Origin of the sequence: Caulobacter sp. SSI4214, assembly GCF_012184455.1 — a bacterium.
GTDB lineage: Bacteria > Pseudomonadota > Alphaproteobacteria > Caulobacterales > Caulobacteraceae > Caulobacter > Caulobacter vibrioides_E.
In genome coordinates this window covers 1-24,144 of record NZ_SZWJ01000037.1, presented here as the reverse complement: position 1 = coordinate 24,144, position 24,144 = coordinate 1, and the positions used below count along the sequence as shown (strand labels likewise).

Annotated in this window: 25 protein-coding genes; 13 read left to right on the top strand and 12 right to left on the bottom strand. The window is 68.9% G+C overall.

Going from position 1 to position 24,144, the window contains the following annotated elements; all coding sequences use genetic code 11:
• Positions 1-10: 10 nt before the first annotated feature.
• Positions 11-2,362, top strand: coding sequence for an NAD-dependent DNA ligase LigA (gene ligA / locus FCU40_RS12485; RefSeq protein WP_168075335.1), 2,352 nt, complete (start codon positions 11-13; stop codon positions 2,360-2,362).
• Positions 2,363-2,493: 131 nt separating this feature from the next.
• Entirely contained in the window at positions 2,494-2,913 is a 420-nt protein-coding gene (locus tag FCU40_RS12480; protein ID WP_004622968.1) for a DUF2147 domain-containing protein, read from the top strand.
• A 6-nt stretch (positions 2,914-2,919) separates the two neighbouring features.
• Here the strand turns inward: FCU40_RS12480 and FCU40_RS12475 are convergent, their stop codons facing one another.
• Positions 2,920-3,393 carry a MarR family transcriptional regulator gene (locus FCU40_RS12475; RefSeq protein ID WP_168075333.1) on the bottom strand — a complete coding sequence of 158 codons (474 nt, stop codon included), beginning with the start codon at positions 3,391-3,393 and terminating at the stop codon, positions 2,920-2,922.
• Between the two features lie 127 nt (positions 3,394-3,520).
• Here FCU40_RS12475 and FCU40_RS12470 point away from each other — a divergent pair, with 127 nt between their 5' ends.
• Positions 3,521-4,861 carry a chloride channel protein gene (locus FCU40_RS12470; protein ID WP_168075331.1) on the top strand — a complete coding sequence of 447 codons (1,341 nt, stop codon included), beginning with the start codon at positions 3,521-3,523 and terminating at the stop codon, positions 4,859-4,861.
• On the opposite strand, the gene FCU40_RS12465 is transcribed toward FCU40_RS12470, so the two are convergent.
• From FCU40_RS12465 to FCU40_RS12455, 3 genes are read right to left on the bottom strand one after another with little or no spacing between them, the layout of a single operon-like run.
• A complete protein-coding gene (locus tag FCU40_RS12465; protein WP_168075329.1) occupies positions 4,858-6,669 on the bottom strand; it encodes an aminopeptidase P family protein in 1,812 nt (603 codons plus the stop codon). The genes FCU40_RS12470 and FCU40_RS12465 overlap by 4 nt on opposite strands.
• 51 nt (positions 6,670-6,720) lie before the next feature.
• Positions 6,721-7,587 carry a 50S ribosomal protein L11 methyltransferase gene (locus FCU40_RS12460; RefSeq protein WP_004622972.1) on the bottom strand — a complete coding sequence of 289 codons (867 nt, stop codon included), beginning with the start codon at positions 7,585-7,587 and terminating at the stop codon, positions 6,721-6,723.
• 40 nt (positions 7,588-7,627) lie between these two features.
• Positions 7,628-8,125: a hypothetical protein gene (locus FCU40_RS12455; RefSeq protein ID WP_168075327.1), complete on the bottom strand. Its 498-nt coding sequence runs from the start codon at positions 8,123-8,125 to the stop codon at positions 7,628-7,630.
• Between the two features lie 66 nt (positions 8,126-8,191).
• On the opposite strand from FCU40_RS12455, the gene FCU40_RS12450 reads away from it, so the two are divergent.
• Both FCU40_RS12450 and FCU40_RS12445 read left to right on the top strand, forming a co-directional pair.
• The gene (locus FCU40_RS12450) at positions 8,192-9,361 is read left to right on the top strand and encodes a low temperature requirement protein A (RefSeq protein WP_168075325.1); all 1,170 of its coding nucleotides are present in this window, start codon (positions 8,192-8,194) and stop codon (positions 9,359-9,361) included.
• Positions 9,358-9,951, top strand: coding sequence for a hypothetical protein (locus FCU40_RS12445; protein ID WP_168075323.1), 594 nt, complete (start codon positions 9,358-9,360; stop codon positions 9,949-9,951). The genes FCU40_RS12450 and FCU40_RS12445 overlap by 4 nt, the downstream gene beginning before the upstream one ends.
• Positions 9,952-9,979: 28 nt before the next feature.
• On the opposite strand, the gene FCU40_RS12440 is transcribed toward FCU40_RS12445, so the two are convergent.
• The gene (locus FCU40_RS12440; RefSeq protein ID WP_168075322.1) at positions 9,980-12,403 is read right to left on the bottom strand and encodes a UvrD-helicase domain-containing protein; all 2,424 of its coding nucleotides are present in this window, start codon (positions 12,401-12,403) and stop codon (positions 9,980-9,982) included.
• A gap of 144 nt (positions 12,404-12,547) precedes the next feature.
• Between FCU40_RS12440 and FCU40_RS12435 the strand changes: the two genes are divergently transcribed.
• Positions 12,548-12,733, top strand: coding sequence for a hypothetical protein (locus FCU40_RS12435; RefSeq protein WP_168075321.1), 186 nt, complete (start codon positions 12,548-12,550; stop codon positions 12,731-12,733).
• 4 nt (positions 12,734-12,737) lie between these two features.
• Positions 12,738-12,986 (top strand): hypothetical protein, encoded by a 249-nt coding sequence (locus FCU40_RS12430; RefSeq protein ID WP_168075320.1) that lies wholly within the window; start codon positions 12,738-12,740, stop codon positions 12,984-12,986.
• A gap of 12 nt (positions 12,987-12,998) precedes the next feature.
• Here FCU40_RS12430 and FCU40_RS12425 read toward each other — a convergent pair whose 3' ends face one another.
• From FCU40_RS12425 to FCU40_RS12415, 3 genes are read right to left on the bottom strand one after another with little or no spacing between them, the layout of a single operon-like run.
• Complete coding sequence (locus tag FCU40_RS12425) at positions 12,999-13,229, bottom strand: ribbon-helix-helix domain-containing protein (RefSeq protein ID WP_168075319.1); 231 nt, start codon at positions 13,227-13,229, stop codon at positions 12,999-13,001.
• Positions 13,230-13,239: 10 nt separating this feature from the next.
• Complete coding sequence (locus FCU40_RS12420) at positions 13,240-13,416, bottom strand: DUF4169 family protein (protein ID WP_004622982.1); 177 nt, start codon at positions 13,414-13,416, stop codon at positions 13,240-13,242.
• 21 nt (positions 13,417-13,437) lie between these two features.
• Positions 13,438-14,343: a DUF6807 family protein gene (locus tag FCU40_RS12415; RefSeq protein WP_168075318.1), complete on the bottom strand. Its 906-nt coding sequence runs from the start codon at positions 14,341-14,343 to the stop codon at positions 13,438-13,440.
• Positions 14,344-14,505: 162 nt separating this feature from the next.
• Between FCU40_RS12415 and FCU40_RS12410 the strand changes: the two genes are divergently transcribed.
• Positions 14,506-15,141 (top strand): glutathione S-transferase family protein, encoded by a 636-nt coding sequence (locus FCU40_RS12410; RefSeq protein WP_168075317.1) that lies wholly within the window; start codon positions 14,506-14,508, stop codon positions 15,139-15,141.
• A 138-nt stretch (positions 15,142-15,279) separates the two neighbouring features.
• Here FCU40_RS12410 and FCU40_RS12405 read toward each other — a convergent pair whose 3' ends face one another.
• Positions 15,280-16,482, bottom strand: a complete 1,203-nt coding sequence (locus tag FCU40_RS12405; protein WP_168075315.1) for a pyridoxal phosphate-dependent aminotransferase — start codon at positions 16,480-16,482, stop codon at positions 15,280-15,282.
• A gap of 169 nt (positions 16,483-16,651) precedes the next feature.
• Positions 16,652-17,329: a ParA family protein gene (locus FCU40_RS12400; RefSeq protein ID WP_168075313.1), complete on the bottom strand. Its 678-nt coding sequence runs from the start codon at positions 17,327-17,329 to the stop codon at positions 16,652-16,654.
• Positions 17,330-17,577: 248 nt separating this feature from the next.
• Here FCU40_RS12400 and FCU40_RS12395 point away from each other — a divergent pair, with 248 nt between their 5' ends.
• Entirely contained in the window at positions 17,578-18,297 is a 720-nt protein-coding gene (locus FCU40_RS12395; RefSeq protein WP_004622990.1) for a TVP38/TMEM64 family protein, read from the top strand.
• Here FCU40_RS12395 and FCU40_RS12390 read toward each other — a convergent pair.
• Positions 18,260-18,943: a TetR/AcrR family transcriptional regulator gene (locus tag FCU40_RS12390; RefSeq protein WP_168075311.1), complete on the bottom strand. Its 684-nt coding sequence runs from the start codon at positions 18,941-18,943 to the stop codon at positions 18,260-18,262. The genes FCU40_RS12395 and FCU40_RS12390 overlap by 38 nt on opposite strands.
• Before the next feature lie 51 nt (positions 18,944-18,994).
• Here FCU40_RS12390 and FCU40_RS12385 point away from each other — a divergent pair, with 51 nt between their 5' ends.
• The 3 genes from FCU40_RS12385 (at position 18,995) to FCU40_RS12375 (ending at position 22,762) form a co-directional block, all read left to right on the top strand.
• Positions 18,995-20,950: an alkyl sulfatase dimerization domain-containing protein gene (locus tag FCU40_RS12385; RefSeq protein ID WP_168075309.1), complete on the top strand. Its 1,956-nt coding sequence runs from the start codon at positions 18,995-18,997 to the stop codon at positions 20,948-20,950.
• 95 nt (positions 20,951-21,045) lie between these two features.
• Complete coding sequence (locus tag FCU40_RS12380) at positions 21,046-21,102, top strand: hypothetical protein (RefSeq protein WP_106404407.1); 57 nt, start codon at positions 21,046-21,048, stop codon at positions 21,100-21,102.
• A gap of 85 nt (positions 21,103-21,187) precedes the next feature.
• Positions 21,188-22,762, top strand: a complete 1,575-nt coding sequence (locus FCU40_RS12375) for a 2-isopropylmalate synthase (protein ID WP_004622995.1) — start codon at positions 21,188-21,190, stop codon at positions 22,760-22,762.
• An 86-nt stretch (positions 22,763-22,848) separates the two neighbouring features.
• Here the strand turns inward: FCU40_RS12375 and FCU40_RS12370 are convergent, their stop codons facing one another.
• Positions 22,849-23,337 carry a hypothetical protein gene (locus FCU40_RS12370; protein WP_168075307.1) on the bottom strand — a complete coding sequence of 163 codons (489 nt, stop codon included), beginning with the start codon at positions 23,335-23,337 and terminating at the stop codon, positions 22,849-22,851.
• 130 nt (positions 23,338-23,467) lie between these two features.
• Here FCU40_RS12370 and FCU40_RS12365 point away from each other — a divergent pair.
• Positions 23,468-24,144 (top strand): EamA/RhaT family transporter (locus FCU40_RS12365; RefSeq protein ID WP_168075305.1); only part of this gene is annotated, 677 nt, incomplete at its 3' end.

The following is a 24,144-nucleotide window of genomic DNA, read 5'->3' as shown; positions in this document are numbered from 1 at the left end:
TTCGCCGCCCGTGTCTCAGATCGCCGTCGCCGACCTCACCGAAGCCCAGGCCGCCGAGGAGCTGGAGCGCCTCGCCGATGATCTGGCCGCCCACGATCTGGCCTATCACCAGCACGACGCGCCGATCATCACGGACGCCGAGTACGACGCTCTCAAGCGCCGGAACCTCGATATCGAGAGCCGTTTTCCGCACCTGGTGCGTGAGAACTCCCCGTCCATGCGGGTCGGCGCGGCGCGGGCCGAGCAGTTCGCGCCGGTCGAGCATGGCGTGCCGATGCTCAGCCTGGACAACGCCTTTTCCAACGACGAGGCGATCGAGTTCGACGCCCGGGTCCGCCGCTTCCTGCGGCTGACGCCCTCCGACACCGTGGCCTACACGGCCGAGCCCAAGATCGACGGCCTGTCGGCCTCGCTGCGCTACGAGAAGGGCGTGCTGGTCCAGGGCGCGACGCGCGGCGACGGCCGGGTGGGCGAGGACGTCACGGCCAACCTGCGGACCATCGCCGACATCCCGCATCGCCTGAAGGGCTCGGGCTGGCCCGACGTGATCGAGGTGCGCGGCGAAGTCTATGTCGAACTGGCCGCCTTCGCCGCCTTCAATCAGGCCGCCGAGGACGCCGGCCAGCGCACCTACGCCAATCCCCGCAACTTCGCCGCCGGCTCTTTGCGCCAGATCGATCCGAAGATCAGCGCTCAGCGGCCGCTGCGCTTCTTCGGCTATGCCTGGGGCCTGATCTCCGAACCGTTCGCCGAGACGCAGTGGGGCGCGCTGGAAAAGCTCTCCGAATGGGGCTTCGTCACCACGGCCCCGCCGGCCAAGCGGGTCGAGAACGCCCAGGGGCTGCTTGACGTCTACGCCCAGTTCGAAACCCTGCGGCCCACGCTGGGCTTCGACATCGACGGCGTCGTCTACAAGGTCGACGAGCTGGAGCTGCAGCGGCGGCTGGGCTTCGTCTCGCGCTCGCCGCGCTGGGCCATCGCCCGCAAGTTCCCGGCCCAGCGGGCCCGCACCCTGCTCGAGGCCATCGACCTGCAGGTCGGTCGCACCGGCGCGATCACGCCCGTGGCGCGGCTGAAGCCGGTGACAGTCGGCGGCGTTTCGGTGACCAACGCCACCCTGCACAACGCCGACGAGATCGCGCGGCTGGACGCCCGTATCGGCGACACGGTGGTGATCCAGCGGGCCGGCGACGTGATCCCGCAGATCGTCGAGGTGGCCCTGGACGCGCGCCCCGATCCCGCGCCGGCGCCCTATGAATTTCCGCATGTGTGTCCGTGTCCGCTCCAGACGCCGCTGGCCCGCGAGGTCACGGCCTCGGGCCAGGAGTCCGTGGTGCGCCGCTGCACCGGCGAATTCGCCTGTCCGTTCCAGCGGGTCGAACACCTGCGCCATTTCGTGTCCCGCCGCGCCTTCGACATCGAGGGCCTGGGCGAGAAGCAGCTTCAGGCCTTCTTCGACGAGGGCTGGATCACCGAGCCGGCCGACATCTTCAAGCTGGCCAGGGACGAGGAAAAGCTAGCGGCCCTCCGCGACCGCGACGGCTATGGGGAGACATCGGTCAACAATCTGGTGAAGGGCATCGAGGCGCGTCGCGTGATCGGCATGGACCGGATGATCTACGGTCTGGGCGCGCGCGACATCGGCGAGACGACATCGACCGTGTTGGCGCGCAATTTCGACCGCTTCGAGGATCTGCGCGCCGCCGCCGAGGCCGCCGCCAAGGGCCTGCCGGGCGAGACCTATCTGGAGCTATCCACCGCCCCGGGTGTCGGCCCCAAGGCGCTGGATCTGCTGATCGAGGCGGGGAAGGGCGGTCCTCTGGCCGATCCTTGGCCGCAGACCGACGATCTGGAGATCAAGATCGGCCACGCCGTGCCCAAGCTGACCAAGCCGGCCCGAGCGGCCCTGGCCCAGCGCTTCGGAAGCTGGACGGCCTTCGCCGAGGGGTTGGCCGCGGCCGCGTCCGGCGCGCCGGGGGAGGACTATTTGCACCTGGCCGCGATCGACGGGGTCGGCCCGGTGGCGGCCCAGTCCCTGGCCCGGTTCTTCGCCGAGGCGCACAATCGCGCCAAGGTCGCCAATCTGGTCGCCGAGCTGGATATTCAGCCCGTGGCCAAGCCCAAGACCGACACGGCCGTGGCCGGCAAGACCATCGTCTTCACCGGTTCGCTGGAGAAGATGACGCGCGACGAGGCCAAGGCTCAGGCCGAAAGCCTGGGCGCCAAGGTCGCTTCGTCGGTGTCCAAGAAGACCGACCTCGTCGTGGCCGGTCCGGGCGCGGGCTCCAAACTGAAGACCGCGACCGAGCTGGGCGTTCAGGTGATGACCGAGGACGAGTGGCTGGCCATGGTCGGGCGCTGACGGGAACCGATCGAAAGTTCGTCCCTTTTCGAATTCCCGCCTCGTTTTCGTGTGAAGGCTTGCCGTGAGGGACGAGATCGCGCAACGAGCGTTCGAACGCGCATTTGAAGCGTGACCACAGGGAGTTCTGGATGTTCCGCACCACCATGATCGCCGTCGCCGCCCTCTGCGCGTTGGCGACCCCGGTCTTCGCCGCCGACGCTACCGGCCTTTGGCAGACGCCGACCAACGGCGGTCAGGTCGAGATTTCCCACTGCGGCAATCGCCTGTGCGGCAAGCTGGTGACCTCCGACCACATCAAGGCCGATCCGACGGTCAAGGACGAGCACAACCGGGACCAGACCCAACGCGGTCGCACGCTGAAAAACCTGCAGATGCTGTACGACTTCACCGGCGGTCCGACCAAGTGGACCGGCGGCAAGGTCTATAATCCCGACGACGGCGGCACCTATTCGGGCACGATCGAGCTGATCAGCGACAACCAACTGAAGCTGAAGGGCTGCATCGTCGCGCCGTTCTGCAAGACGCAGGTGTGGAACCGCGTGAAATAGACCTCTTCACGCGCCGCCGGCCGGGGCTGGCGGCGCGATCCGGCGCGCGGTTTCGGCGATCTCGGTCAGGATGTCCGCGCCTCGGCTCAGCTGGGCCAGGTTGCGCCGCGAGATCGCCGCGATTACCGCTTCGCCGCGCGGACGCAGGGTCAGCGCCACGCGCCTGCGGTCCGTCTCGAACGGGCGGCGCGAGACCAGGTCGCGCTCGACCAGCCGTTCCACGAGGCCGACCGCGCTGTGGTTTTTGATCAGCAGGCTGTCGGCCAGTTCCCCGACCGACATTGGTTCGGGTCCCGGATGACACCGGATCGCCAGCAGCGCCTGATGCTGCTGCGTCGTCAGGCCATGCGCGCGCGCGCCGGCCTCGCTGAACGCCAGAAATTCGCGAACCGCCCGACGGAAGGCGCCCAGGGCCTGATAGTCCGCCTCGCGCAGCGGCGTTGTGTCTTCCATCGCGAGGTCGGTCGGGGCTTGGGGCAAGGGGCTCTCGGCTCAAGGAGGTTTCAATCGCCAGAGGCCTTTCGGGCCCCTGATGCGTTGACGCCGCTAAACGTCCGCGTTAGCAGAAATATCGTATCACGATGTATTTGCAAGGCGATCGGTTCCCATGTCCCTATCCCCGCTCGAAGCCCTGGCTCGCCAGAGGAAGCTCGTCCGGTTACGGGCCCGCCGCTCGTTGCGAACCGGGGCGGTGATCGCCGCCGCCGTGGCGGCGGGCGCGGCGGCGGTCGGCTTCGCGCGGCTGTGCGACGAGGCCATGGCGCTGCATCAGTCGTGGATCGAGGGGCGCGCCTGGCTGGGGCCGATCCTGCTGGTCGTCGGGATGCCGCTGTGCGTCTGGCTGATGCGGCGCCTGGCCCCGGCCTCGGCCGGCAGCGGCATTCCCCAGGTGATCGCGGCCGGTGACATCGGCCGGGGCCGCGACGCGTTCGGGGTCAAGGTCCACGACGACCGCGTCTCGATGAAGACGGCCGGGGTCAAGGTGGCGCTGGCGGCTCTGCTGCTGGTCTGCGGCGGCTCGATAGGCCGCGAGGGACCGACGGTGCAGGTGGTCTCGGCGATCATGGTGTTCCTGACCGGCTGGCTGCGCGGCGGTCCCGATCGCCGGACTCTGCTGATCGCTGGCGGCGCGGCCGGCGTGTCGGCGGCCTTCAACACCCCGATCGCCGGCATCGTCTTCGCGGTCGAGGAGCTGGCGCGCGGTTTCGACAAGCGGGCCAACACCGTGGTGATCCTGGCGGTGGTTTCGGCCGGCGTGGCGGCCTATGCGATCGGCGGGGACTACGCCTATTTCGGCGACATGTCGGGCTCGGCCGGCTGGAACGCCTGGATCAGCGCGCCGATCCTGGGCGCGATCTCGGGCTTCGCGGGCGGTCTCTTCTCCCGCGCCCTGGCGGCGGTGCTGGTGGGCGACAATCCGGTTCGGCGCTGGCGCGGTAAGCGGCCGGTGGCGTTCGCGGCGCTGTGCGGCCTGGCGGCGGCCGGGGCGGCGGCGCTCAGCCACGGCGCGACCTATGGCGCGGGCTACGCCCAGGCGCGGGCGCTGCTGTATGGCCATTTCGGCTCAGGCTTCGCCCTGGCGGTGGGCAAGTGGACGGCCACGCTGGCGGCGGCGGCCAGCGGCGCGCCGGGCGGGATCTTCGCCCCGTCGCTGGCGGTGGGCTCGGGGATCGGCGCTCTCTTCTCGCACATCGCGCCGTGGTCCAGCGGTCGAGACGCGGTCACCCTGGGCATGGCCGGATACCTGACCGGCGTCGTCCAGGCGCCGCTGACCAGCGCGGTGATCCTTATGGAGATGACCCGCGATCCGGCCCTGGTCGGGCCGTTGCTGACCTGCGCCCTGGTGGCGCGGCGGTGCTCGGAAGCGGTCTCGCCGACGCCGCTCTATCACGCCCTGGCGCGGGCCTGGACCCGCCCGCGCCGCCGGGCCGACGATCAAGTCGCTTAAAGCGGCGCGCAGGCCGCTTCCAGCCAGGCGCGGACTTCGGGCTCCACGCGGGGGCCGATCTCGCGCAGGACGCGGGCGTGGTAGGCGTCGAACTGCGCGATCTCCTCGTCGGTCAGCAGCGTTTTGTCGATCAGCCGGCGGTCGATCGGCGCCAGGGTCAGGGCATCGAAGCGGTGCATCGGCCGATCGCCCCCGGGGATCGGCTCCGCGGGCATGACGACTTCCAGGTTCTCGATGCGGATCCCGTATTCGCCGTCCTTGTAGTAGCCGGGCTCGTTCGAGACGATCATGCCTGGCTGCAGGGGAATGGTGTTGGGCGCCTTGGAGATCCGCTGCGGCCCCTCGTGGACGCCCAGATAGACGCCGACGCCATGGCCGGTGCCGTGGTCATAGTCCAGCCCATGCGCCCACAGGGCCGCGCGGGCGAAGGCGTCGATCGCCGAACCCGTTGTGCCGGCCGGGAAGCGCAGGCGTGCGATGGCAAGGTGGCCTTTCAGCACCAGCGTATTGCGCTGGACCATCTCCGCGCTCGGTTCGCCGATCGCCACGGTGCGGGTGACGTCGGTCGTGCCGTCCAGATACTGGCCGCCGCTGTCGACCAGCAGCAGCGAGCCCAGCTTCGCGCGTTCGTTGCTGCGCTCCGTCGGGTGGTAGTGGGGCAGGGCGCCGTGGCCGTTCGCCGCGCCGATGGTGTCGAAGCTTAGATCCCTGAGCACGCCGGTGGCTTCGCGGAAGGCTTCCAGCTTGGCGACCGCCTCCTTCTCATCGGGCGGATTGACCTGGCCCTCGGTCGCCAGCCAGTGCAGGAACCGCGTCAGGGCCGCGCCGTCGCGGCGGTGGGCCTCGCGCGTACCCTCCAGCTCGACCGCGTTCTTGCAGGCGCGGGGCAGGGTGCAGGGGTCCATGGCGCGCACGACCTTGGCGCCGGCGGCGGCCAGCTGGTCGAAATACCAGGCCGAGGACTGGGCCGGGTCGACGACCACGGCCTTGCCCGACAGGTCGCCCAGCGCCTCCTCCAGCCTGTCCGGGGTCTCCAGCGAGACCGCGTTGCCCAGCCAGGCCGGCAGGTCGGGCGTGACCTTAGCCGGGGCGACGAACAGGCGCGCCGAGCCGTCGGCGTTGATGATGGCCTGCGACAGCGGCAGGGGCGTGCGGATGACGTCGCCGCCTCGGATATTGAACAGCCAGGCGATCGAGGCGGGCGCGGTGATCACGGCGGCCTCCGCGCCGAGGGCCGCGACGGCCTGGCCGATGCGCGCGCGCTTGGCGCTGGAGGGCTCGCCGGCGTACTCGACCGGCTGGGGCGTGATCGGCGCCATGGGCTGGGCCGGGCGGTCCGCGCCCCAGGCCTGATCCAGCGGATTGACGGCGACGGGCTTCAGCGTCGCGCCGGCCTTGGCGGCGGCGGCCTTCAGGCCGTCCAGGGCGGCGGGGCTGTGCAGGCGGGCGTCGTAGCCGATCACCGCGCCCTTCTCGACCGTCTCCAGATAGGCGGGTACGCCGCCCTCGACGAGGTCGCGGATCTCGAACACGCCTTGGTCGACCTGCTCGCGCACCTGTAGGGTGTAGCGGCCGTCGACGAACACGGCGGCGCGGTCCTTCAGGATCACGCCCGCGCCGGCCGAGCCGGTGAAGCCGCTGGCCCAGGCCAGGCGATCGTTGGCGGCGGGCAGGTATTCGTTCTGGTGCTCGTCCTCGTGCGGCACGAGGAAGCCGTCCAGCCCCTGGGCCGCCATGGCGGCGCGGATCAGCGGGACGTGCTTGGGGCCGAAGGAGGGATCGGTGGATTCGTCGAAGGTCTGGCGCATGGTGAGGATGTATCCCAAACCCTCTCTCAAAGAGAGAGGGATTTCAGAGCCTTACGGCCGCGTCAGCACCAGCGTCGCCCAGGCGTCGCGGTGGATGCGGCTCTTCACCTTGAAGCCGCGCGACAGGTAGGCGGCCTTGACCATGCGTTCCTGGGTGCGCAGCAGGCCCGACAGGATGACCGTGCCGCCCGGAACCAGGGCGCGCTTGATGTCCTGGGCCAGACTGATCAGCGGACGGGCCAGGATGTTGGCGAAGACCAGGTCGTAGGGCGCGTTGCGGGCGACCAGAATGTTCGACAGGCCCGAGGCATGGACGAAGCGGGCGTTGGCCTTGTTGACCTTCGCGTTCTCCTTGGAAATCCGCACGCTGGGCTTGTCGATGTCGGTGCCGACGGCCAGCTTCGCGCCCGTGCGGGCGGCGGCGATGGCCAGCAGGCCCGTGCCGGCCCCGACGTCCAGCACCTTGTCGAACCTGCGCGCCTTGATCAGGCGGTCATAGGCCTGCAGGCAGCCGACGGTGGTGCCGTGGTGGCCGGTGCCGAACGCCGCGCCAGCCTCGATGCGCAGGTTGACGGTGCTGGCCGGGGTGCGGCCGCGATCGTGCATCCCGTAGACGAAGAACCGGCCGGCGCGCACCGGCGGCAGGCCCGACAGCGCCATGGCCAGCCAGTCGGCGTCGGCCAGGGTGTCGCGCGTGACCTTCAGGTCATAGTCGGCGAGCAGGGCCATCAGCCCTTCGTCTTCTTCCTCGGTCGTCGGGAAGGCGTCGATGCGCCAGATGTTCTTGTCCTCGTCCTCTTCCAGGATCGAGTAGGTCGCGCCTTCCAGGCCCGGATGGTTGTCGATGGCGTCGGCGGCGGTCTCGGCGTCGAGACGCGCGCCACGGGCGACGATCTGTTGCGGCGTATAGTCGGTCATGCCGCTCCGTTAGCGGCAAAGGGGCGAAAAAGCGAGCGCTTCAGCGCGTCGTCATACCCGTGGCGGCCGCGTCGGCCATCGTCAGCGCCGTCACCCCCGGCTTGCGATCCTCGGGCAGGGAGACGTTCAGGATGTCGCCGTCCCGCGAGGCCGCGCCATAGCTGTCCGGATCGGGCGGCGGCGTCGCCGGACCGTGGCGGCCTGGCGTGTAGGGCGGCATATCGGGCGCCGGCGGGAGGGCGTCGCTCGGCGCATAGGCGACCATCTGGACTGGCGGCGCGCGCGTGGCCTGAATGAAGTCGGTCCCGACCACATAGTCCGGCGTGTTACCGGCGGGCCAGGCGGTCGGCTCGGCCACGGCCTCGAGCTGGGGCCGAGCGGGTTCCATCTGGGGCGTGAAGCCGGCGTCCTGGGGGCCGGTCCGCAACGCGAACCCGGCCAGTAAGCCGACCAGCGCGCAGATCGGCGCGCCACAGGCGACGGGAGGGCTGAGGGCGAAGGTCCTCAGGCGATCGAGGGTCGGGTCCAGACGTTCCATTTCGCTAGAGCGCGTGAAACGGCGGATGGTTCTGGCCTCCGTGTCCTGGCTGTGGTCAACCACGGCATGGCCGACACCAAGACACCGCTGCTTCGAGAGCGCAAAGCCGACGAACATGCCCGCGTGACCTATGCGGAACTGTTCTTCGACCTGGTGTTCGTGTTCGCGGTCACCCAACTCTCGCACGCGGTGCTGCGCCATCCCGACGGCCCCGGTCTGGTCCATGCGACCCTGCTGCTGCTGGCGGTTTGGTGGTCATGGATCTATACCGCCTGGGCGACCAACTGGCTGGATCCGGAGCGCGGGCCGGTCAGGTTGATGTTGTTCGCGATGATGGCCGCGGCCCTGGTGCTGGCGGCCGCCATCCCGGACGCCTTCGGAGAGCGAGGGCTGGCCTTCGCGGCCGGGCATGTCATCATGCAGGTCGGGCGCACGGCCTTTTTCCTTTGGAGCGCCTGGCGCGCGCCTCAGCATCGCGCCAATTTCGCGCGCATCCTCTGCTGGCTGACTTTCGCCGCCGTCTTTTGGATCGCCGGGGGCTTCGTCCAGGGCGAAGCGCGACTGGCGATCTGGGGTCTGGCCTTGGGGATAGAGTATCTCTCGCCGGCCGTCGGCTTCTGGACGCCCGGTCTTGGCCGCACCAAGAGCGAGGAGTGGAAGGTCGAGGGCGGTCACATGGCCGAGCGCTGCGCCCTGTTCACGATCATCGCCCTGGGCGAGTCGATCATTGTCAGCGGCAGCACCGTGATGGGAATGCCCTGGGATCCTCCCGTCATGGCGGCGTTCGCCAGCGCCTTCATATGCAGTCTGGCGATGTGGTGGATTTACTTTTCCTCGACCGCGGAGGCCGCCAGCAAGGCCATCGAGGAGGCGAGGGATCCCGGCGCGATCGCGCGCGTGGCCTACACCTACGCCCACATCCTGCCCGTGGCGGGCATCATCGTGGCGGCGGTCGGCGACGAGTGGGTCATCCACCATCCGCTGGGCTCCGCCGACATCAAGGTCGTGGCCGCGGTGATCGGCGGCCCGGCGTTGTTCCTGTTCGGGACTTTGGTCTTCAAGCTGGCGGTGTTCCGGAGGGGATCGCCGACCCGCCTCATGGGGCTGGTCATGCTGGCCGCCATGGTTCCCGTGGCGGGACTGGTAAGCCCGCTGACACTTTCGATCCTGACGAACCTTGTTCTCGTGCTGGTCGGCGGCGGCGAGACGTGGCTGATCGCGCGGAGGAGGACATGAGCGACGCGGGCGAAGCCATCGCACTGAGCGGCCGGCGGATCGCCGTGCTCGGCAATTCGGGCTCTGGCAAGTCGACCCTGGCCCGGGCCCTGTCCGCCCGCCTGGATATCCCGCATGTCGAGCTCGACGCTCTGAACTGGCAAGCCGATTGGCGAGGGCTCAGCACGGACGCGCCCGAGGAATGGGCTCGCGTCGTCGGCGAGGCCATCGCTGGCGAGGCCTGGGTCACCGACGGCAACTATTCCAAGGGCGCGCTGCCCCAGATCCTGCCCCGCGCCACCGACATCATCTGGCTGGACTATTCCCGCGCCGTGATCATGGGCCGCGTGCTGCGGCGCTCGTTCCTGCGGGCGTGGTCCGGACGCGAGCTCTGGCCCGGCACGGGCAACCGCGAGGACTTCCGACGCTGGCTGCGCAAGGACCACCCGATCCGCTGGACCTGGGACACGCACCTGTCCGCCAACGCCAAGCGCGAGGGCTATTGGGCCGATCCGGCGCTGGCGGGGGCCCGGAAACACCGGTTCAAGACGCCGGCGCGGACGCGGCGGTGGCTGGAGGCGATCCCACCCACGCCGCGCGCTCCCGACTGATCCGCGCCGAAGGTTGTCGCCCGCGCGCTCAGGCCTTTTCGACGAAGCTGTCGATGACCTTCTTCTCGCCCGCCTTGTCGAAGGCGACGGTCAGCTTGTTGCCTTCGATCCCCGTCACCTTGCCGTAGCCGAACTTGACGTGGAACACCCGGTCGCCGCGCGAATAGGCGCTGTTGCTGGGCGCGGAGACCGCGACCAAGCGGCCTTCGCCCTCGATCGGAGCAGAGCGAGCCGAAGAGCCGGAGCGGACGCCGGCCGCGCCGCGCCAGGCCGCGCCGCGCTCGCCAAAGCCGGCCGTGCGCTCCTGGGCTCGTTTCCAGCCCGGGCTGTCATAGCTGCTGCCGGCCTGGAAGGCGGACGTGCCGGGATCGTCCCAGCGCGAGGCCGCCGTCGACTGCATCCCCGGACCGCCGCCGTAGTAGCCGGTCTCCGACGCCGCATCGACGTGGGCGATCGGCAGTTCGTCGACGAAGCGACTGGGCAGCTGCGACGTCCAGCGACCATAGACCTGACGGTTGGCCACGAAGCTGATCCGCGCCTCCTCGCGGGCGCGGGTGATGCCGACATAGGCCAGGCGCCGCTCTTCCTCGAGGCCCTTCTCGCCCTTGTCGTCCATGCTGCGCTGGCTGGGGAACACGCCTTCCTCCCAGCCGGGCAGGAAGACCAGCGGGAACTCCAGGCCCTTGGCCGAGTGCAGGGTCATGATCCAGACGGCGTCGCCGGTGGCCTCGCGGTCCAGGTCCATGACCAGCGACACGTGCTCCAGATAGGCCTCCAGCGTGTCGAACGCGCCCATGGACTGGACCAGTTCCTTCAGGTTCTCCAACCGCGTCTGGCTGGTCGGGCCCTTGTCGAGGCGCAGGGCGTCGGTATAGCCGCTCTCCTCCAGCACGGTCTCCAAGAGGCGCTGGTGGTGCAGCGTACCGACCAGCGAGCGCCAGCGGTCGAGATCCCGGATGAAGTTGCTGAGCGCCGTGCGGGTGCGAGCCGGCAGGTCGTCGCCGCCGATGATCACGCGGGCGGCCTCGACGGTCGAAATCCCCTCTAGCCGGGCGATCTGCAGCAGCTTCTGCACCGAGGTGTCGCCGATGCCGCGCTTGGGCGTGTTGACGATCCGCTCGAAGGCCAGATCGTCGTCGGGCGACTGGATCAGCCGCAGATAGGCGTGGGCGTCGCGGATCTCGGCGCGTTCGAAGAAGCGCGGGCCGCCGACCACCTTGTAGGGGATCTGCAGCATCACGAAGCGCTCTTCAAAGGCGCGCATCTGGAAGCTGGCGCGGACCAGGATGGCCATCTGGCTGTACTTGCGGCCGGCCTTCTTGGCGCGCTCGATCTCGTCGGCGATCAGGCGGCTTTCGGCCTCGCCGTCCCAGACGCCTGACACCTTGACCTTCTCGCCGCCCTTGGCCGGGGTCCACAAGGTCTTGCCCAGGCGGCCCTTGTTGGCGGTGATCAGGCCCGAGGCGGCGGCCAGGATGTGCTCGGTCGAACGGTAGTTGCATTCCAGGCGCACGACCTTGGCGCCCGGGAAGTCGCGCTCGAAACGCAGGATGTTGTCGACCTCGGCCCCGCGCCAGCCATAGATCGACTGGTCGTCGTCGCCGACGCAGCAGACGTTCTGGCGGCCCTGGGCCAACAGGCGCAGCCACAGGTACTGGGCGACGTTGGTGTCCTGGTACTCGTCGACCATCACGTATTTGAAGCGGCGCTGGAACTCGTCCAGCACGTCCGGATGGCCGGTGAACAGGCTGATGTTGTGCAGCAGAAGGTCGCCGAAGTCGCAGGCGTTCAGGATGCGCAGCCGCTCCTGGTACTGGCGATACAGGCTGATCCCCTTGCCGTTGGCGAACTCGCCGGCCTCGCTGGTCGGCACGCGGTCGGGCGTCCAGCCTCGGTTCTTCCAGCCGTCGATGATCTGCGACAGGATCCGGGGCGTCCACCGCTTGGCGTCGATGTTCTCGGCCTCGATCAGCTGTTTCAGCAGCCGTTCCTGATCGTCGGTGTCGATGATCGTGTAGTTCGACTTCAGGCCGATCAGCTCGGCGTGGCGGCGCAGGATCTGGGCGGCCACCGAGTGGAAGGTGCCCAGCCAGCGAAGACCCTCGGCCTCCGGGCCGATGATGTGGGTGATCCGCTCGCGCATCTCGCGCGCGGCCTTGTTGGTGAAGGTGACGGCCAGCAGCTCCCACGGGCGGGCGCGGCCGGTGGCCAGAATATGGGCCAGGCGGGTGGTCAGGACGCGAGTCTTGCCGGTGCCGGCGCCGGCCAGGACCAGCAGGGGCCCCTCGGTCGTTTCGACCGCTTCGCGCTGCTCGGGATTCAGGCCGTCCAGATAGTCGGGCGGGGACGCGCTCGTCGGCGGGCGGGCGCGGGCGAGGTCCGAAATGCGCGGGGAGGGCAGGTCGCCCGGGAACCCTTGCGAGGATTCCGGCGAGTCGTCGTCAGGAAACATGGAACATATGTAGCACAAACCGCGCGGGGCTTAAGTCCCTTCGCGGTCCGCGCCCGCCCGCCCCCGCGGCGGCGAGGGGAGGAACCTCCCGGCTCGCCTATCGTTGTTCCGCCAGAAACAACCTCAATGAATAGGGAGGCCCAGATGGCCGAGGAAACCAGCGGCGGCGGCAACAGCGGCTTGGCCTTCATCGTGGGGGGCCTGGTGGTCCTGGTGGCGGTGCTCGCCTTCTTTATGTTCAACGGCGGCTTCAGCCACAAAAAGCAGGTCGACGTGAACATCTCGGCCTCGGCGCCGAAGCTGCCCGACGCGCCCAAGCCGGCGGGGTAAGGTCGTGAAGACCCTCGCGCGGGGCGGCCGCTCAGCCCAGCGGCGTCCGCGCGGCGGGATGATCTGGGCCTTGGCGCTGGTCGTCGCGGTGGCGATGGCGGTGTGGGGCGCCTGGCGCCTCGGCGTCATGGCCGGTGATCAGGCCATTTGGCGCCAGGCCCTGCCCGCCGCGCCCCGGATCGCCCGGCGCGCGCCCAATCCGCAACCGATCCCGCTCCCCACGCCACGGAAGCCGGGCGTAGAGCGGCGGTGATCGGCGCCAGGCTTACAGCGCGTTCGGTGGGTTCTGGCCGCCCGCCCGCGACAGCGCGAACACCCGGCAGGCCGAGGCCAGAGGCCGCCCGCCGCGCGCGCTGTCGATCCGCTGGACCAAGGCGGCCAGGCTGAGCCCCTCGGCCGAGGCCGCATCGTCCAGCACCGCCCAGAACTCGGGCTCCAGCGCCAGCGAGGTGGCGTGGCCGGCCAGGTTCACCGACCGCTTCTTCAATCCAGCCATCGAACGGGCCTCAGTCCTCGCGCTTGGCGCCGTCGAGGTCGCGTTTGAGTTTTTCGGCGCGCGCGGCGTCGAGGGTCTTCTCGCCCTTGGTGCGGCCGAACCGGACCCGGTTCTCGGCGGCGCGAGCCTTGTCGTCGGCCTTGGCCTTGGCCTTGCGCGCTTGGTTCAGATTGACGATGTCGGCCATTCTTCGTGGTCTTTCGGGCGCTTACGGGGTCTTCTTCCGGCTGGCCGGGCGGATGACCAGCGTTTCTTGCAGGCGCAGCGTCTGATCCTTCCTCAGCACCAGCGGAGCGCGGCCCGGGAAGACGCAGTTCTGCATCGAGCGCTCATTATAGAGCATCCAGCGCGTCACCGCCTGTCCGTTCGCCCTGCAGGCCAGGCCCACCGTCCAGGCGGGCGTATTCGAGCCGCCTCGCCAGGCAAAACCCATCGATGGACCAGCGTCCACGGCCGCGCCGCCCGGCGCGATCGGCTTGCCGCCGGAGGCGAAGGTCAGGTGCTCTGGCTCCACCAGCCGCATCGAGAAGCCGCCGAAGCCGCGATCGTCGTCGCTGCCGCCTAGCCCCAGGGCGTCGACGCGCGACGTGATCGCCGTGTCGAACTCGACGCGCCGCGACCCGGCGGTCAGCGGCCGCACGGTAATCCGGGTCGTCTCGCGAGCCACATAGACCAGTTCCGGACCCGAATTGACCATCCAGTCGACGTCGACCGTCAGGGTCCCGCCGCCCTGAGGGTCGCCGAGGAAACGCTTCTCGCGGACGAAGTAGGACAAACCCTTCATGTACCAGCCGTCGGCGACCGACTTGCCGTCGGTCTGAACCTTCATCCAGGCCCACCAGATCCCGCGCTGATGGGGATGATCGCCGGGACCATCCTCGATTAGGGCGGTTCCGTCGGGGGCGTAGAGCGCGCCGACATAGTTGGCGCGGCCGGGTTCGGCGGCGGGATCCAAGGGCTTGGCGCGATAGACCAGCACCGTCTTGCCGGCCTCGGTCAGGGTGACGGCGTCGTCGGCGAAGACAGCGTCGACCCGCTTGCCGATCGCCGGATCGGCCAGGGCCGGTCCGGCCATGACGAGCAGCAGGGCGGCGAGAAGAGCGCGAACGGACATGGGCGCCTCCGAACGGTGGGGAACGTATCAAGAACAATCTTCGCGGGCATGGCAAGCGAAACTTGACCGCTGAGGCGGCGGTTTCATGTCCAGCCCGGGCCTTTGGCTTGACCCTCTCTGGGAAGCAGCCGCTTATCCCGCCGCATCGCGCGGAGGGTTTCGATGTATAAGCTCTATGGTTCACCCAGCACGGCCGGCACGGCCATCCATTGGATGTTGCTGGAGCTTGGCGTCCCGTTCGAGCTGAAGCTGCTGGATTTCGACAAGGGCGAGCACAAGACGCCGGATTACCTGGCGCTCAATCCGGACGGCGTCGTGCCGACGCTGATCATCGACGGCAAGCCGGTGACCCAGATGGCCGCCCTCGCGACGCTGCTCGCCGAGCGTCACCCGGAAGCGGGTTTCGCGCCGGCTCCGGGTTCGGCGGAGCGGGCGGCCTATCTGAGCTGGAGCTTCTGGCTGGCCAACAGCTTCCAGCCGCACTTCCGCGCCTGGTTCTATCCGCACGAGCCCGCCGGCGGCGACGCCGTGGAAGCGGTGAAGGAAGCGGCCCGCTTCCGCATCGAGCAGGGGCTGGCGCGCCTGGACGCGCATCTGGCGGATCGCGACGTCATCGTCGGCGATCGCTTCTCGACGGTGGACCTGCTGGCCACGATCCTGTGCCGCTGGACGCGCAACATGCCCAAGCCGGCGACCGCGTGGCCGAACTTGAAGCGCTACCTAGACCGCATCCGCCAGCGGCCGGCGCTGCGCGAGGTCCATGCCCGCGAGGGCCTGACGGACTGGATTGATGGGTAGGGGTTACAGGATGCTCCCCCGCGATGCGGGGAGCTGTCGCGGAGCGACTGAGGGGGCAAGTGCTGCTTAATCCGAGCTAGCCCCCTCCGGCCCTCTGGGCCACCTCCCCCGCGTCGCGGGGGAGGAACTATCAAGCGTCTACTTCACGCTGGCGCAGAAGCGCTGGATGCGCGCGCAGGCGTCTTCCAGGACCTCGTTGCTGGTCGCGTAGCTGATGCGGAAGAACGGCGAGAGACCGAAAGCCGCGCCGTGCACGACGGCCACGCCCTCGGCTTCCAGCAGTTCGCCGGCGAAGTCCTCGTCGCTCTCGATGACCTTGCCCGAGGGCGCGGTCTTGCCGATCAGGCCGGCGCACGAGGGATAGACGTAGAACGCGCCTTCCGGGGTCGGGCAGTGCAGGCCGGCGGCCTGGTTCAGCATCGACACGACAAGGTCGCGACGCTCCTGGAACAGCTTGGCGTTCGGCTTGATGAAGTCCTGCGTGCCGTTCAGCGCCTCCAGCGCCGCCCACTGCGAGATCGAGCAGGGGTTGGAGGTCGTCTGGCTGATCATCTTGCCCATGGCCTTGATCAGCGGCTCGGGACCGCCGGCGTAGCCGATGCGCCAGCCGGTCATCGAATAGCCCTTCGAGACGCCGTTCATCGTCAGGGTGCGGTCATAGAGCTTGGGCTCGACCTGGGCGATGGTGGTGAATTCGAAGTCGTCGAACACCAGGTGTTCGTACATGTCGTCGGTCAGCACCCAGACCTGCGGGTGGCGCAGCAGCACCTCGGCCAGGGCGGCCAGTTCCGCGCGGCTATAGGCGCCGCCCGATGGGTTCGAGGGGCTGTTGATGATCAGCCACTTGGTCTTCGGCGTGATCGCCGCTTCCAGCGCGGCCGGGGTCAGCTTGAAGCCGCTCTCGGCCGTGGTCTCCACCGAGACCGGCGTCCCGCCGGCCAGCAGGGTCATGTCCGGATACGACACCCAGTACGGCGCGGGGATGATCACCTCGTCGCCCGGGTTCAGGGTGGCGACCAGGGCGTTGTAGATCACCGGCTTGCCGCCCGGGGCGACGTGGATCTGGCTCGGCTTGTACTCCAGGCCGTTCTCGCGCTTGAACTTGGCGCAGATGGCGGCCTTCAGCTCGGGCATGCCGTCGGGGTCGGTGTACTTGGTCTTGCCGGCCTTGATCGCCTCGATCGCGGCGTTCTTGATATTGTCCGGCGTGTCGAAGTCCGGCTCGCCCGCCGAGAGGGCGATCACGTCACGGCCGGCGGCTTTCAGCGCGCGCGCCTTGGCGCTGATGGCGATGGTGGCCGACGGCGCAATGCGCCGCAGGGCGGCGGACTCGAGCGACATGATGCAGGACTCCCCTGTGCTTGCCTGGCCCTTCGCGTGGGCCGTTTCAGGATTGCGGGGGTCTTTACGCCCCCGTTCGCCGCGGCGCAACGCGGGCGAGGACGTTTCCAGGGGCGTCGAAGGCGTTTTGGGCGCGCGCGCGAAAAGCGGCGTTCGCGCGTCGCGATCGCTAGCGCTGGCCCGCCTGGGCGGTCAGGCTGGGGACAACCTCGCGGCCCATCAGCATCGGCGCGATCTGATCCCAGAGGCGGGTGATCTCCTCGGCCGCGGGCGAGCCCGGCTCCCATTCGCAGACCGACCGTCCGTGGGCGATCGACTGCTGGAAGACCGCGCGGGCGCGAATGCCCACCGTGGCCAGCGGCATCCCGGTGAAGCGCAGCGCCTCGGCGGCCTTCAGCACGACCGACGGCTCGGCGTTGTTGCGCCGGGGCGGCGCCTGGCTCAACACGATCACGCCCTTGCGGCCCAGGCGGCGCACGGCCTCGGCGGAGCGCACCGCCGAGGCGATGTCCAGGAAGGTCGGGCGGCAGACCAGCACGCAGAGATCGGCGCTGTTGACCGCCTGCAGGCCGTCGGTCTCGGGCGCGGCGGGTGTGTCGATGACCATCAGGTCCAGTCCGGCCTGTTGGGCCTGCACCTTGGCGGAGAACAGCTTGCCGGCGGTGATCTCGGCCAGGGCCGGTCCATCGCCGTTGCGGGCGCGCAGGACGTCCGAGGCCGAACGCTGGGGGTCGATGTCGGCCAGCATGGTCTTCAGGCCCGCCAGGTGGGCGGTAATGGCTAGATTCACGGACAGCGTCGTCTTGCCCGCGCCGCCCTTGCGAGAGATGACAGCCAGGGTTTTCACGTCCGCGACTCCTTACAGGGCCAAGGTTTTCCGTGACCTACGGCCTGTGGATAAATAACGCCATCCTGTGAAGAACACGCAACCGAAATATCGCGACCGACGAGTATTGGCGTCCCCGGATCGTGGTCCGGCGCTTTAACCTTCTGTTACGAAGAAGGACATTCGCGGTCTTTGCCCGAAATTCGCCTGTTTCCATTGCAACCAGCGCGGGCGCTTGACCCGGATGGCCGGTTGGGCGAGGAGGGCGCGTGATCCGCCGTATCATCGACTTCGTGACGAACATGGACGCCCGCGCCTGGCGGACGATCGCCGTGTCGTTCGTTCTGTTCGGCGGGGTCGGGGTCGTCTTCCTGTTCGGCGCGCAGCTTCTGGGCGTCAACGGCGAGGCGGCGGTTGAGCACTGGCTGGGCGCGGCGACCGGACCCTGGGCCTTGCCGGTTGCGGTGGCGGCCTTCGCGGTCATGGCTTTCCTGGGCGTGCCGCAGTTCGTGCTGATCGCCGCGGCGGTCGTCGCCTTCGGACCCTGGGCGGGTTTCGCCTACAGCTGGATCGGCACGCTGGTCTCGTCTCTGGTCGGCTTCTGGCTGGGCCGGGCCTATGGCGCGAGGATCCTGCGCGACTTCGCCAGCGAGGGCGTCAACAAGTTCATGCGGATGATCGGCAAGAACGGCTTCATGGCCAGCCTCATCGTGCGCCTTGTGCCCTCGGCGCCGTTCATCGTGGTCAACATGGCCGCCGGCGTCACGCCGATGAAACTGAAGGATTTCGCCCTGGGCACGGCCATCGGCATCGTGCCGAAGATCGCCCTGACCGCCTTCGCCGGCAATTCGATCGTGCAGGCCCTGAAGGGCGGCGGCAAGCAGCACATCGTGATGATCGCCCTGGCCGTCGTGATCTGGCTGGGCATGGGCCTGATCAGCCGCGCCTGGCTCAAGAAGCGCGAGGCGGCGGCGGAGGAACAGGGCTGACGCCCGCCGCTCTGTAGGTGGCCTCGCGCCAGGCCCGGACGATCTCGCCGAACCACAGCGTCCGCGTGGCGTCGTCCATGCCGTCGGTTTCCTCGACCCCGGCCGCCCAGGCTTCGATCACGAACGGCATGAAGGTGCGCGCCGCGTGGCGGCAGGTTAGACGCGCGGTCTCCGACGCGCCGGGCGGCGGGGCCACGAACGGCTCGATCAGTCGGGTCAGCAGGGTTTCCAGCGCCTCGCGCCAGGCGGCGGCCTCGGGCGCGCCCCGGGCGTCGCGCAGCAACAGCAGCGCCAGCTTCGGATGGGTCGCGCGCGACATCTCCACCAGCCGCGCGATGCTGGAGCCGTAGCCGCCCCACGGCTGATCGGCCGACGCCTCGATCCGCGCCAGCAGGTCGCCGAACAGGGCGTCGATCAGGCTCTGGCGCGACGGATAGAGCCGATAGATCAGGATCTTGGCCACGCCCAGGCGGTCGGCGACGTCCTGCATGGTCGCCGCCTGCAAGCCCTTGTCGGCGAACACTTCGATCGCCGCGTCCAGCACGGCCTGGCCACGCGCAGCCTTGTCGACGCGGGGCTTCGGTAAGCCTGGCCGACCTCGCGGGACGGGGGGCTTGGGGCTAGGGGCTTTCGCGACTCCGCTCATCGGTGCTATGTAGAATGAAACTACAAAGTTTCAAAATATCGGAGGGACGGGATGCGCGGGAAGATGCTGGCGGGGAGCGTGCTGGCTCTGGCCATGGCGAGCACGGCGGCGAGGGCGGGCGATCCGGCCAGCCCGATCACGGTCGAGGCCCAAAAGGTCTTCGCGGCCAGCCTGCCGGCGGACGACCGCCAGGATTTCGAGTTCGCCGAGCACGGCTTTCTAGGCACGCGGGCCGATCCGCTGATCAAGCGCGAGGACGGCCAGACGGCCTGGGATCTGTCGGTCTACGACTTCCTCAAGAAGCCGGCGCCCGCCACCGTGAACCCCAGCCTGTGGCGGCAGGCGCAATTGCTGGCCAAGAACGGCCTGTTCCAGGTCTCCGACCGCGTCTGGCAGGTGCGCGGCTTCGACATCTCCAACATCACCTTCATCAGCGGCGACACCGGCTGGATCATCATCGACCCGCTGACCATGAAGGAAACCGCGCGCGCCGCCCTGGAGCTGGCCAACGCCAAGCTAGGCGCGCGGCCGGTCAAGGCGGTGATCTACACCCACAGCCACAGCGACCACTTCGGCGGCGTGCGCGGCGTGGTCGACGAAGCCGACGTCAAGGCCGGCAAGGTCGCCATCGTCGCGCCCGAGGGCTTCATGAAGGAGGTCGCGGCCGAGAACATCCTGGCCGGCAACGCCATGAGCCGCAGGGCGCAGTACCAGTTCGGCGTCATGCTGCCGCCGGGCGTCGAGGGGCAGATCACCTCCGGCATCGGCCAGAACATCGCCAAGGGCTCGATCACCCTGATCCCGCCGACGATCACGGTGGACCATACGGGGCAGGAGCTGACGCTGGACGGGGTCAAGATCCGCTTCCAGTACACGCCCTCGACCGAGGCCCCGGCCGAGATGAACCTCTATTTCCCCGACCTGCGCATCGTCGACATGGCCGAGAACGCCAATGTCTCGATGCACAATATCCTGACCCCCCGGGGCGCGCTGGTCCGCGACAGCAAGGCGTGGGCCGACGACCTGACAGAGTCGATCCGCCTGTTCGGCGACGTCTCCGACACGATGATCACCAGCCATGGCTGGCCCCGCTTCGGCGGGGCGGTGGTGCGCGCGTTCCTGGCCGACCATCGCGACGCCTACAAGTATCTGCACGACCAGACGGTGCGGATGATGAACGAGGGTATGACCGGCGACGAAATCGCCGCCGCCATCCAGCTGCCGCCGACCCTGGCCAAGGACTGGTTCAACCGCGGCTATTACGGGTCGATGAGCTTCAACAGCCGGGCGGTCTATCAGCGCTACATGGGCTGGTACGACGGCAATCCGGCTCACTTGGCGCCCCAGCCGCCCGCCGACGCCGGCAAGCGCTATGTCGCGGCCATGGGCGGCGCGGCCAAGGTCCGGGCGATGGCCAAGGACGCGATCGGCAAGGGCGAGTACGCCTGGGCCGCCACCTTGCTCAATCACGCCGTGATGGCCGACGACGGCGACAAAGAGGCTAAGGTCTTGCTGGCCTCGACCTACGACCAGCTGGGCTACCAGGCCGAGAACAGCCTGTGGCGCAACATGTACCTCACGGGCGCCGACGAGCTACGGGGCGGGGTGCGCAAGCTGCCGGGCTCGCTGACGCCGCTGGACATGATCGCCGCGCTGGATAGCCAGATGATCTTCGACGTGCTGGCCGTGCGCCTCAATCCCCAAAAGGCCGGCGACGCGCGGCTGAAAATGATCTTCGCCTTCCCGGATCGGAACGAGCGATTCCTGGTCGAGGTGCGAAACGGCGTTCTCGTCGCGCAGACCGCGAAGGGCGACGAGAAGGTCGACGCCAGCCTGACGGTCGCGCGGCCGCTGTTCCTGGACTCGCTGTTTCGGGGGACCTCGCTGGTTCCGAAGATCATGACGGGCGAGGTCAAGCTCGAGGGCGATCGCGCGGCGATGGGGCGTCTGGTGGGGTGGTTTGACGCCTTCCCGCCCGACTTCCCGATCGTTACGCGCCCCAACTAAGCCGGGAGTGGAATAAAATTGCGCCCGCCGCGACCGATTGCCCGGCGGGCGCAAATTGCTTGCTCGATTCCAGGGCGCTGTGTAGAAAGCGCCTTATGACCGTCGCGCGCGACCTGCTTCCGCTTCTGCTTATCAGCCCCTGGGCGCTCTAGGGGCCGCGCATCGTCGTGGCCGGGCGCACAGGGGACAATTGAACCCGCAGCCCGCACGCAGACACCCATTCGACGAGTATTCCCTATGACCTCCGTATCCGCCGGCGCTTCCGACAAGCGCGACAACGTCGTCATTTTCGACACCACCATGCGCGACGGCGAGCAGTCGCCTGGCGCCTCGATGTCGCTGGAAGAGAAGCTGGAGCTGGCCAAGATCCTCGAGGAGATGGGGGTCGACATCATCGAGGCCGGCTTCCCGATCGCCTCGAACGGCGACTTCGAAGCCGTCCGCGAAGTGGCCAAGATCGTCAAGAACTCGACCATCGCCGGCCTGTGCCGCGCCCACCAGGTCGACATCGATCGCTGCGCCGAGGCCCTGAAGCCCACCCAGCGCGGCCGGATCCACGTGGTCATCGCCACCTCCGACCTGCACATGAAGCACAAGCTGCAGATGGAGCCGGACCAGGTGATCGACGTGATCGCCCGCTCGGTCGGGCACGCCCGCAACCTGCGCGACGACGTCGAGTGGTCGGCCGAGGACGCCACCCGCAGCGATCGCCAGTTTCTGCGCCGCGCCGTCGAGACCGCCATCAAGGCCGGGGCCACGACGATCAACCTGCCCGACACCGTCGGCTACACCTATCCGTCCGAATACGCCGACCTGTTCAACTGGATGGTCAATAATGTCGAGGGCGCCGACAAGGTGATCTTCTCGACCCACTGTCACAACGACCTGGGCCTGGCCGTGGCCAACAGCCTGGCCGGGGTGCAGGGCGGGGCCCGTCAGGTCGAGTGCGCGGTCAACGGCCTGGGCGAGCGCGCCGGCAACGCCGCGCTGGAAGAGATCGTCATGGCCCTGAAGGTGCGCGGCGACCGGCTGCCGTTCCGCACGGGCATCGACACCACCCACATCACCCGCGCCAGCCGCTATGTCTCGGCCATCACCGGCTTCCCGGTGCAGTACAACAAGGCCATCGTCGGCAAGAACGCCTTCGCGCACGAGAGCGGCATCCACCAGGACGGCATGCTCAAGAACCGCGAGACCTACGAGATCATGACGCCGGAGTCGGTGGGCCAGGCCCCGTCGAGCCTGGTCATGGGCAAGCACTCGGGCAGCCACGCCTTCCGCGCCAAGCTGAAGGATCTGGGCTACGAGCTGGGCGAGAACGCGCTGAAGGAAGCCTTCGGCCGCTTCAAGGACCTGGCCGACCGCAAGAAGCACGTCTACGACGACGACATCATCGCCCTGGTCGACGACGCCCTGGCGCGCGGTTCGGAGAAGATCCGGGTGTCGCGCCTGCGCGTGGTGGCCGGCACCGACGGCCAATCGGCCGAGCTGACCCTGGACGTCGACGGCGTCTCCAGCACGGCCGAAGCCACCGGCGACGGTCCCGTCGACGCGGTGTTCAACGCCATCCACAAGATCGTGCCGCACAGCGCCGCCCTGCGTCTCTTCCAGGTGCACGCGGTGACCGAAGGCACGGACGCCCAGGCCCAGGTCTCGGTGCGTCTGGAAGAGGACGGCCGCATCGCCACCGGCGCGGCCGCCGACACCGACACCCTGACGGCCTCGGCCAAGGCCTATGTCAACGCGCTCAACAACCTCTTCGCCCGCAAGGAAAAGAGCCGCCCCGAAGCGGCGATCGCCAGCGGGTTCTAAAGGTCGCGCGGAAAACCCGGCCGGGCTTCAGCCTGGCCGGGTTCCCCACAAGCTCCCAACTCGGGATGGCTGTTGGCGCGCGCCGATCAGGCCGCGTGGCGTTTGCTGAACGGCCGGGTGGCCAGGATCTCGGCGCCCAGGTGGCCCTGCGGTTGCACGTCGAGACCCAGCTCGCGCAGGCTGTCGGCCAGGGCGCGGCGCGAGGCCTCGTCCAGCAGGGCGCTGGCGTCCACGACCATCGCGCCGCCGGGGCGCAGCATGGCGTAGGTCGCCGCGATCGTCGCGCGGGTGTCTTGCGTCGTCTGGCAATCCAGCACCAGCAGAACGTCGCTGCGCTCGTCGGCCGCCCCGCAGGTGGCCCGGCGCGCCGCCTCGACGCGCTGATAGCCGCGACGCCACAGCTGGCACATGGCCTCGCCGGCCCCGGGACCGGCCACGGCCACGAAGCTCAGCGGCGTGGCCTCGGCCAGGTCCAGCATACGGTCCAGGGCGGGGCGGATCCCCTCGGTTGGCACGCCCAGCAGGAACTGCGCGGCCTGGCGGATGGGAACCCATTTGGGCGGGCGGGGCGACATGGCTGAAGAACCTCATCAATGCGGACGTCGCGACCAAGGCGACGAACGCCGCCGTTCTTGCGCTCAAGGGGCGTAAGGGCTCCATACGAGACAGGGCCGCTCGACCTAAGGGCGGCATAAAGGTCAGCGGATGATCTGGATCCCCATCACCATCGCCGCCTCGTTCGCCCAGGTGGCGCGCAACGCGGCCCAGCGCTCGATCATGGGCGGGACAGGGCCCTGGGGCGCGACCCTGGTGCGGTTCCTGTTCGGTCTGCCGTTCACGGCGGTCTTCGTGCTCGTGGCCTTCGTCCTGACGCGGGGCGAGAATCCGCACGCCGGGGCGGGCTTCTGGATCCCGTCGATCGTCGGCGGGGCGGCGCAGATCTCGGCGACGGCGGCCCTGCTGGTCGCCATGCGCCGCGCGGGCTTCGCGGTCGCCACGGCCGTGCAGCAGAGCTCGATACCTCTGGCGGCCCTGCTGGGCTGGCTGGTCTATGGAGAGCGGCTGAGCGCTCTGGGCTGGACCGGCGTGGCCCTGACCAGCGTCGCCCTGCTGGTCGTCACCTGGCCGCGCGCCGGGGCCTCGGGCGACAAGCCGATCAGCGGCGGGCTGTTTGGGCTGGTGTCGGGGCTGGCCTTCGGCGTCTCGCTGAACGCCTTCCGGCAGGCGGGACACGCGCTGGAGCCGGCCCATCCGATCTTCGCGGCGGTGGTCACGCTGATCGCGGTCCAGGGGATGCAGACCCTGGCCCTTACGGCGTTCCTGGCCGCGACCGATCGCTCCGCCCTGGTCGCGGTGGCCAAGGCCTGGCGGGCGTCGCTGAG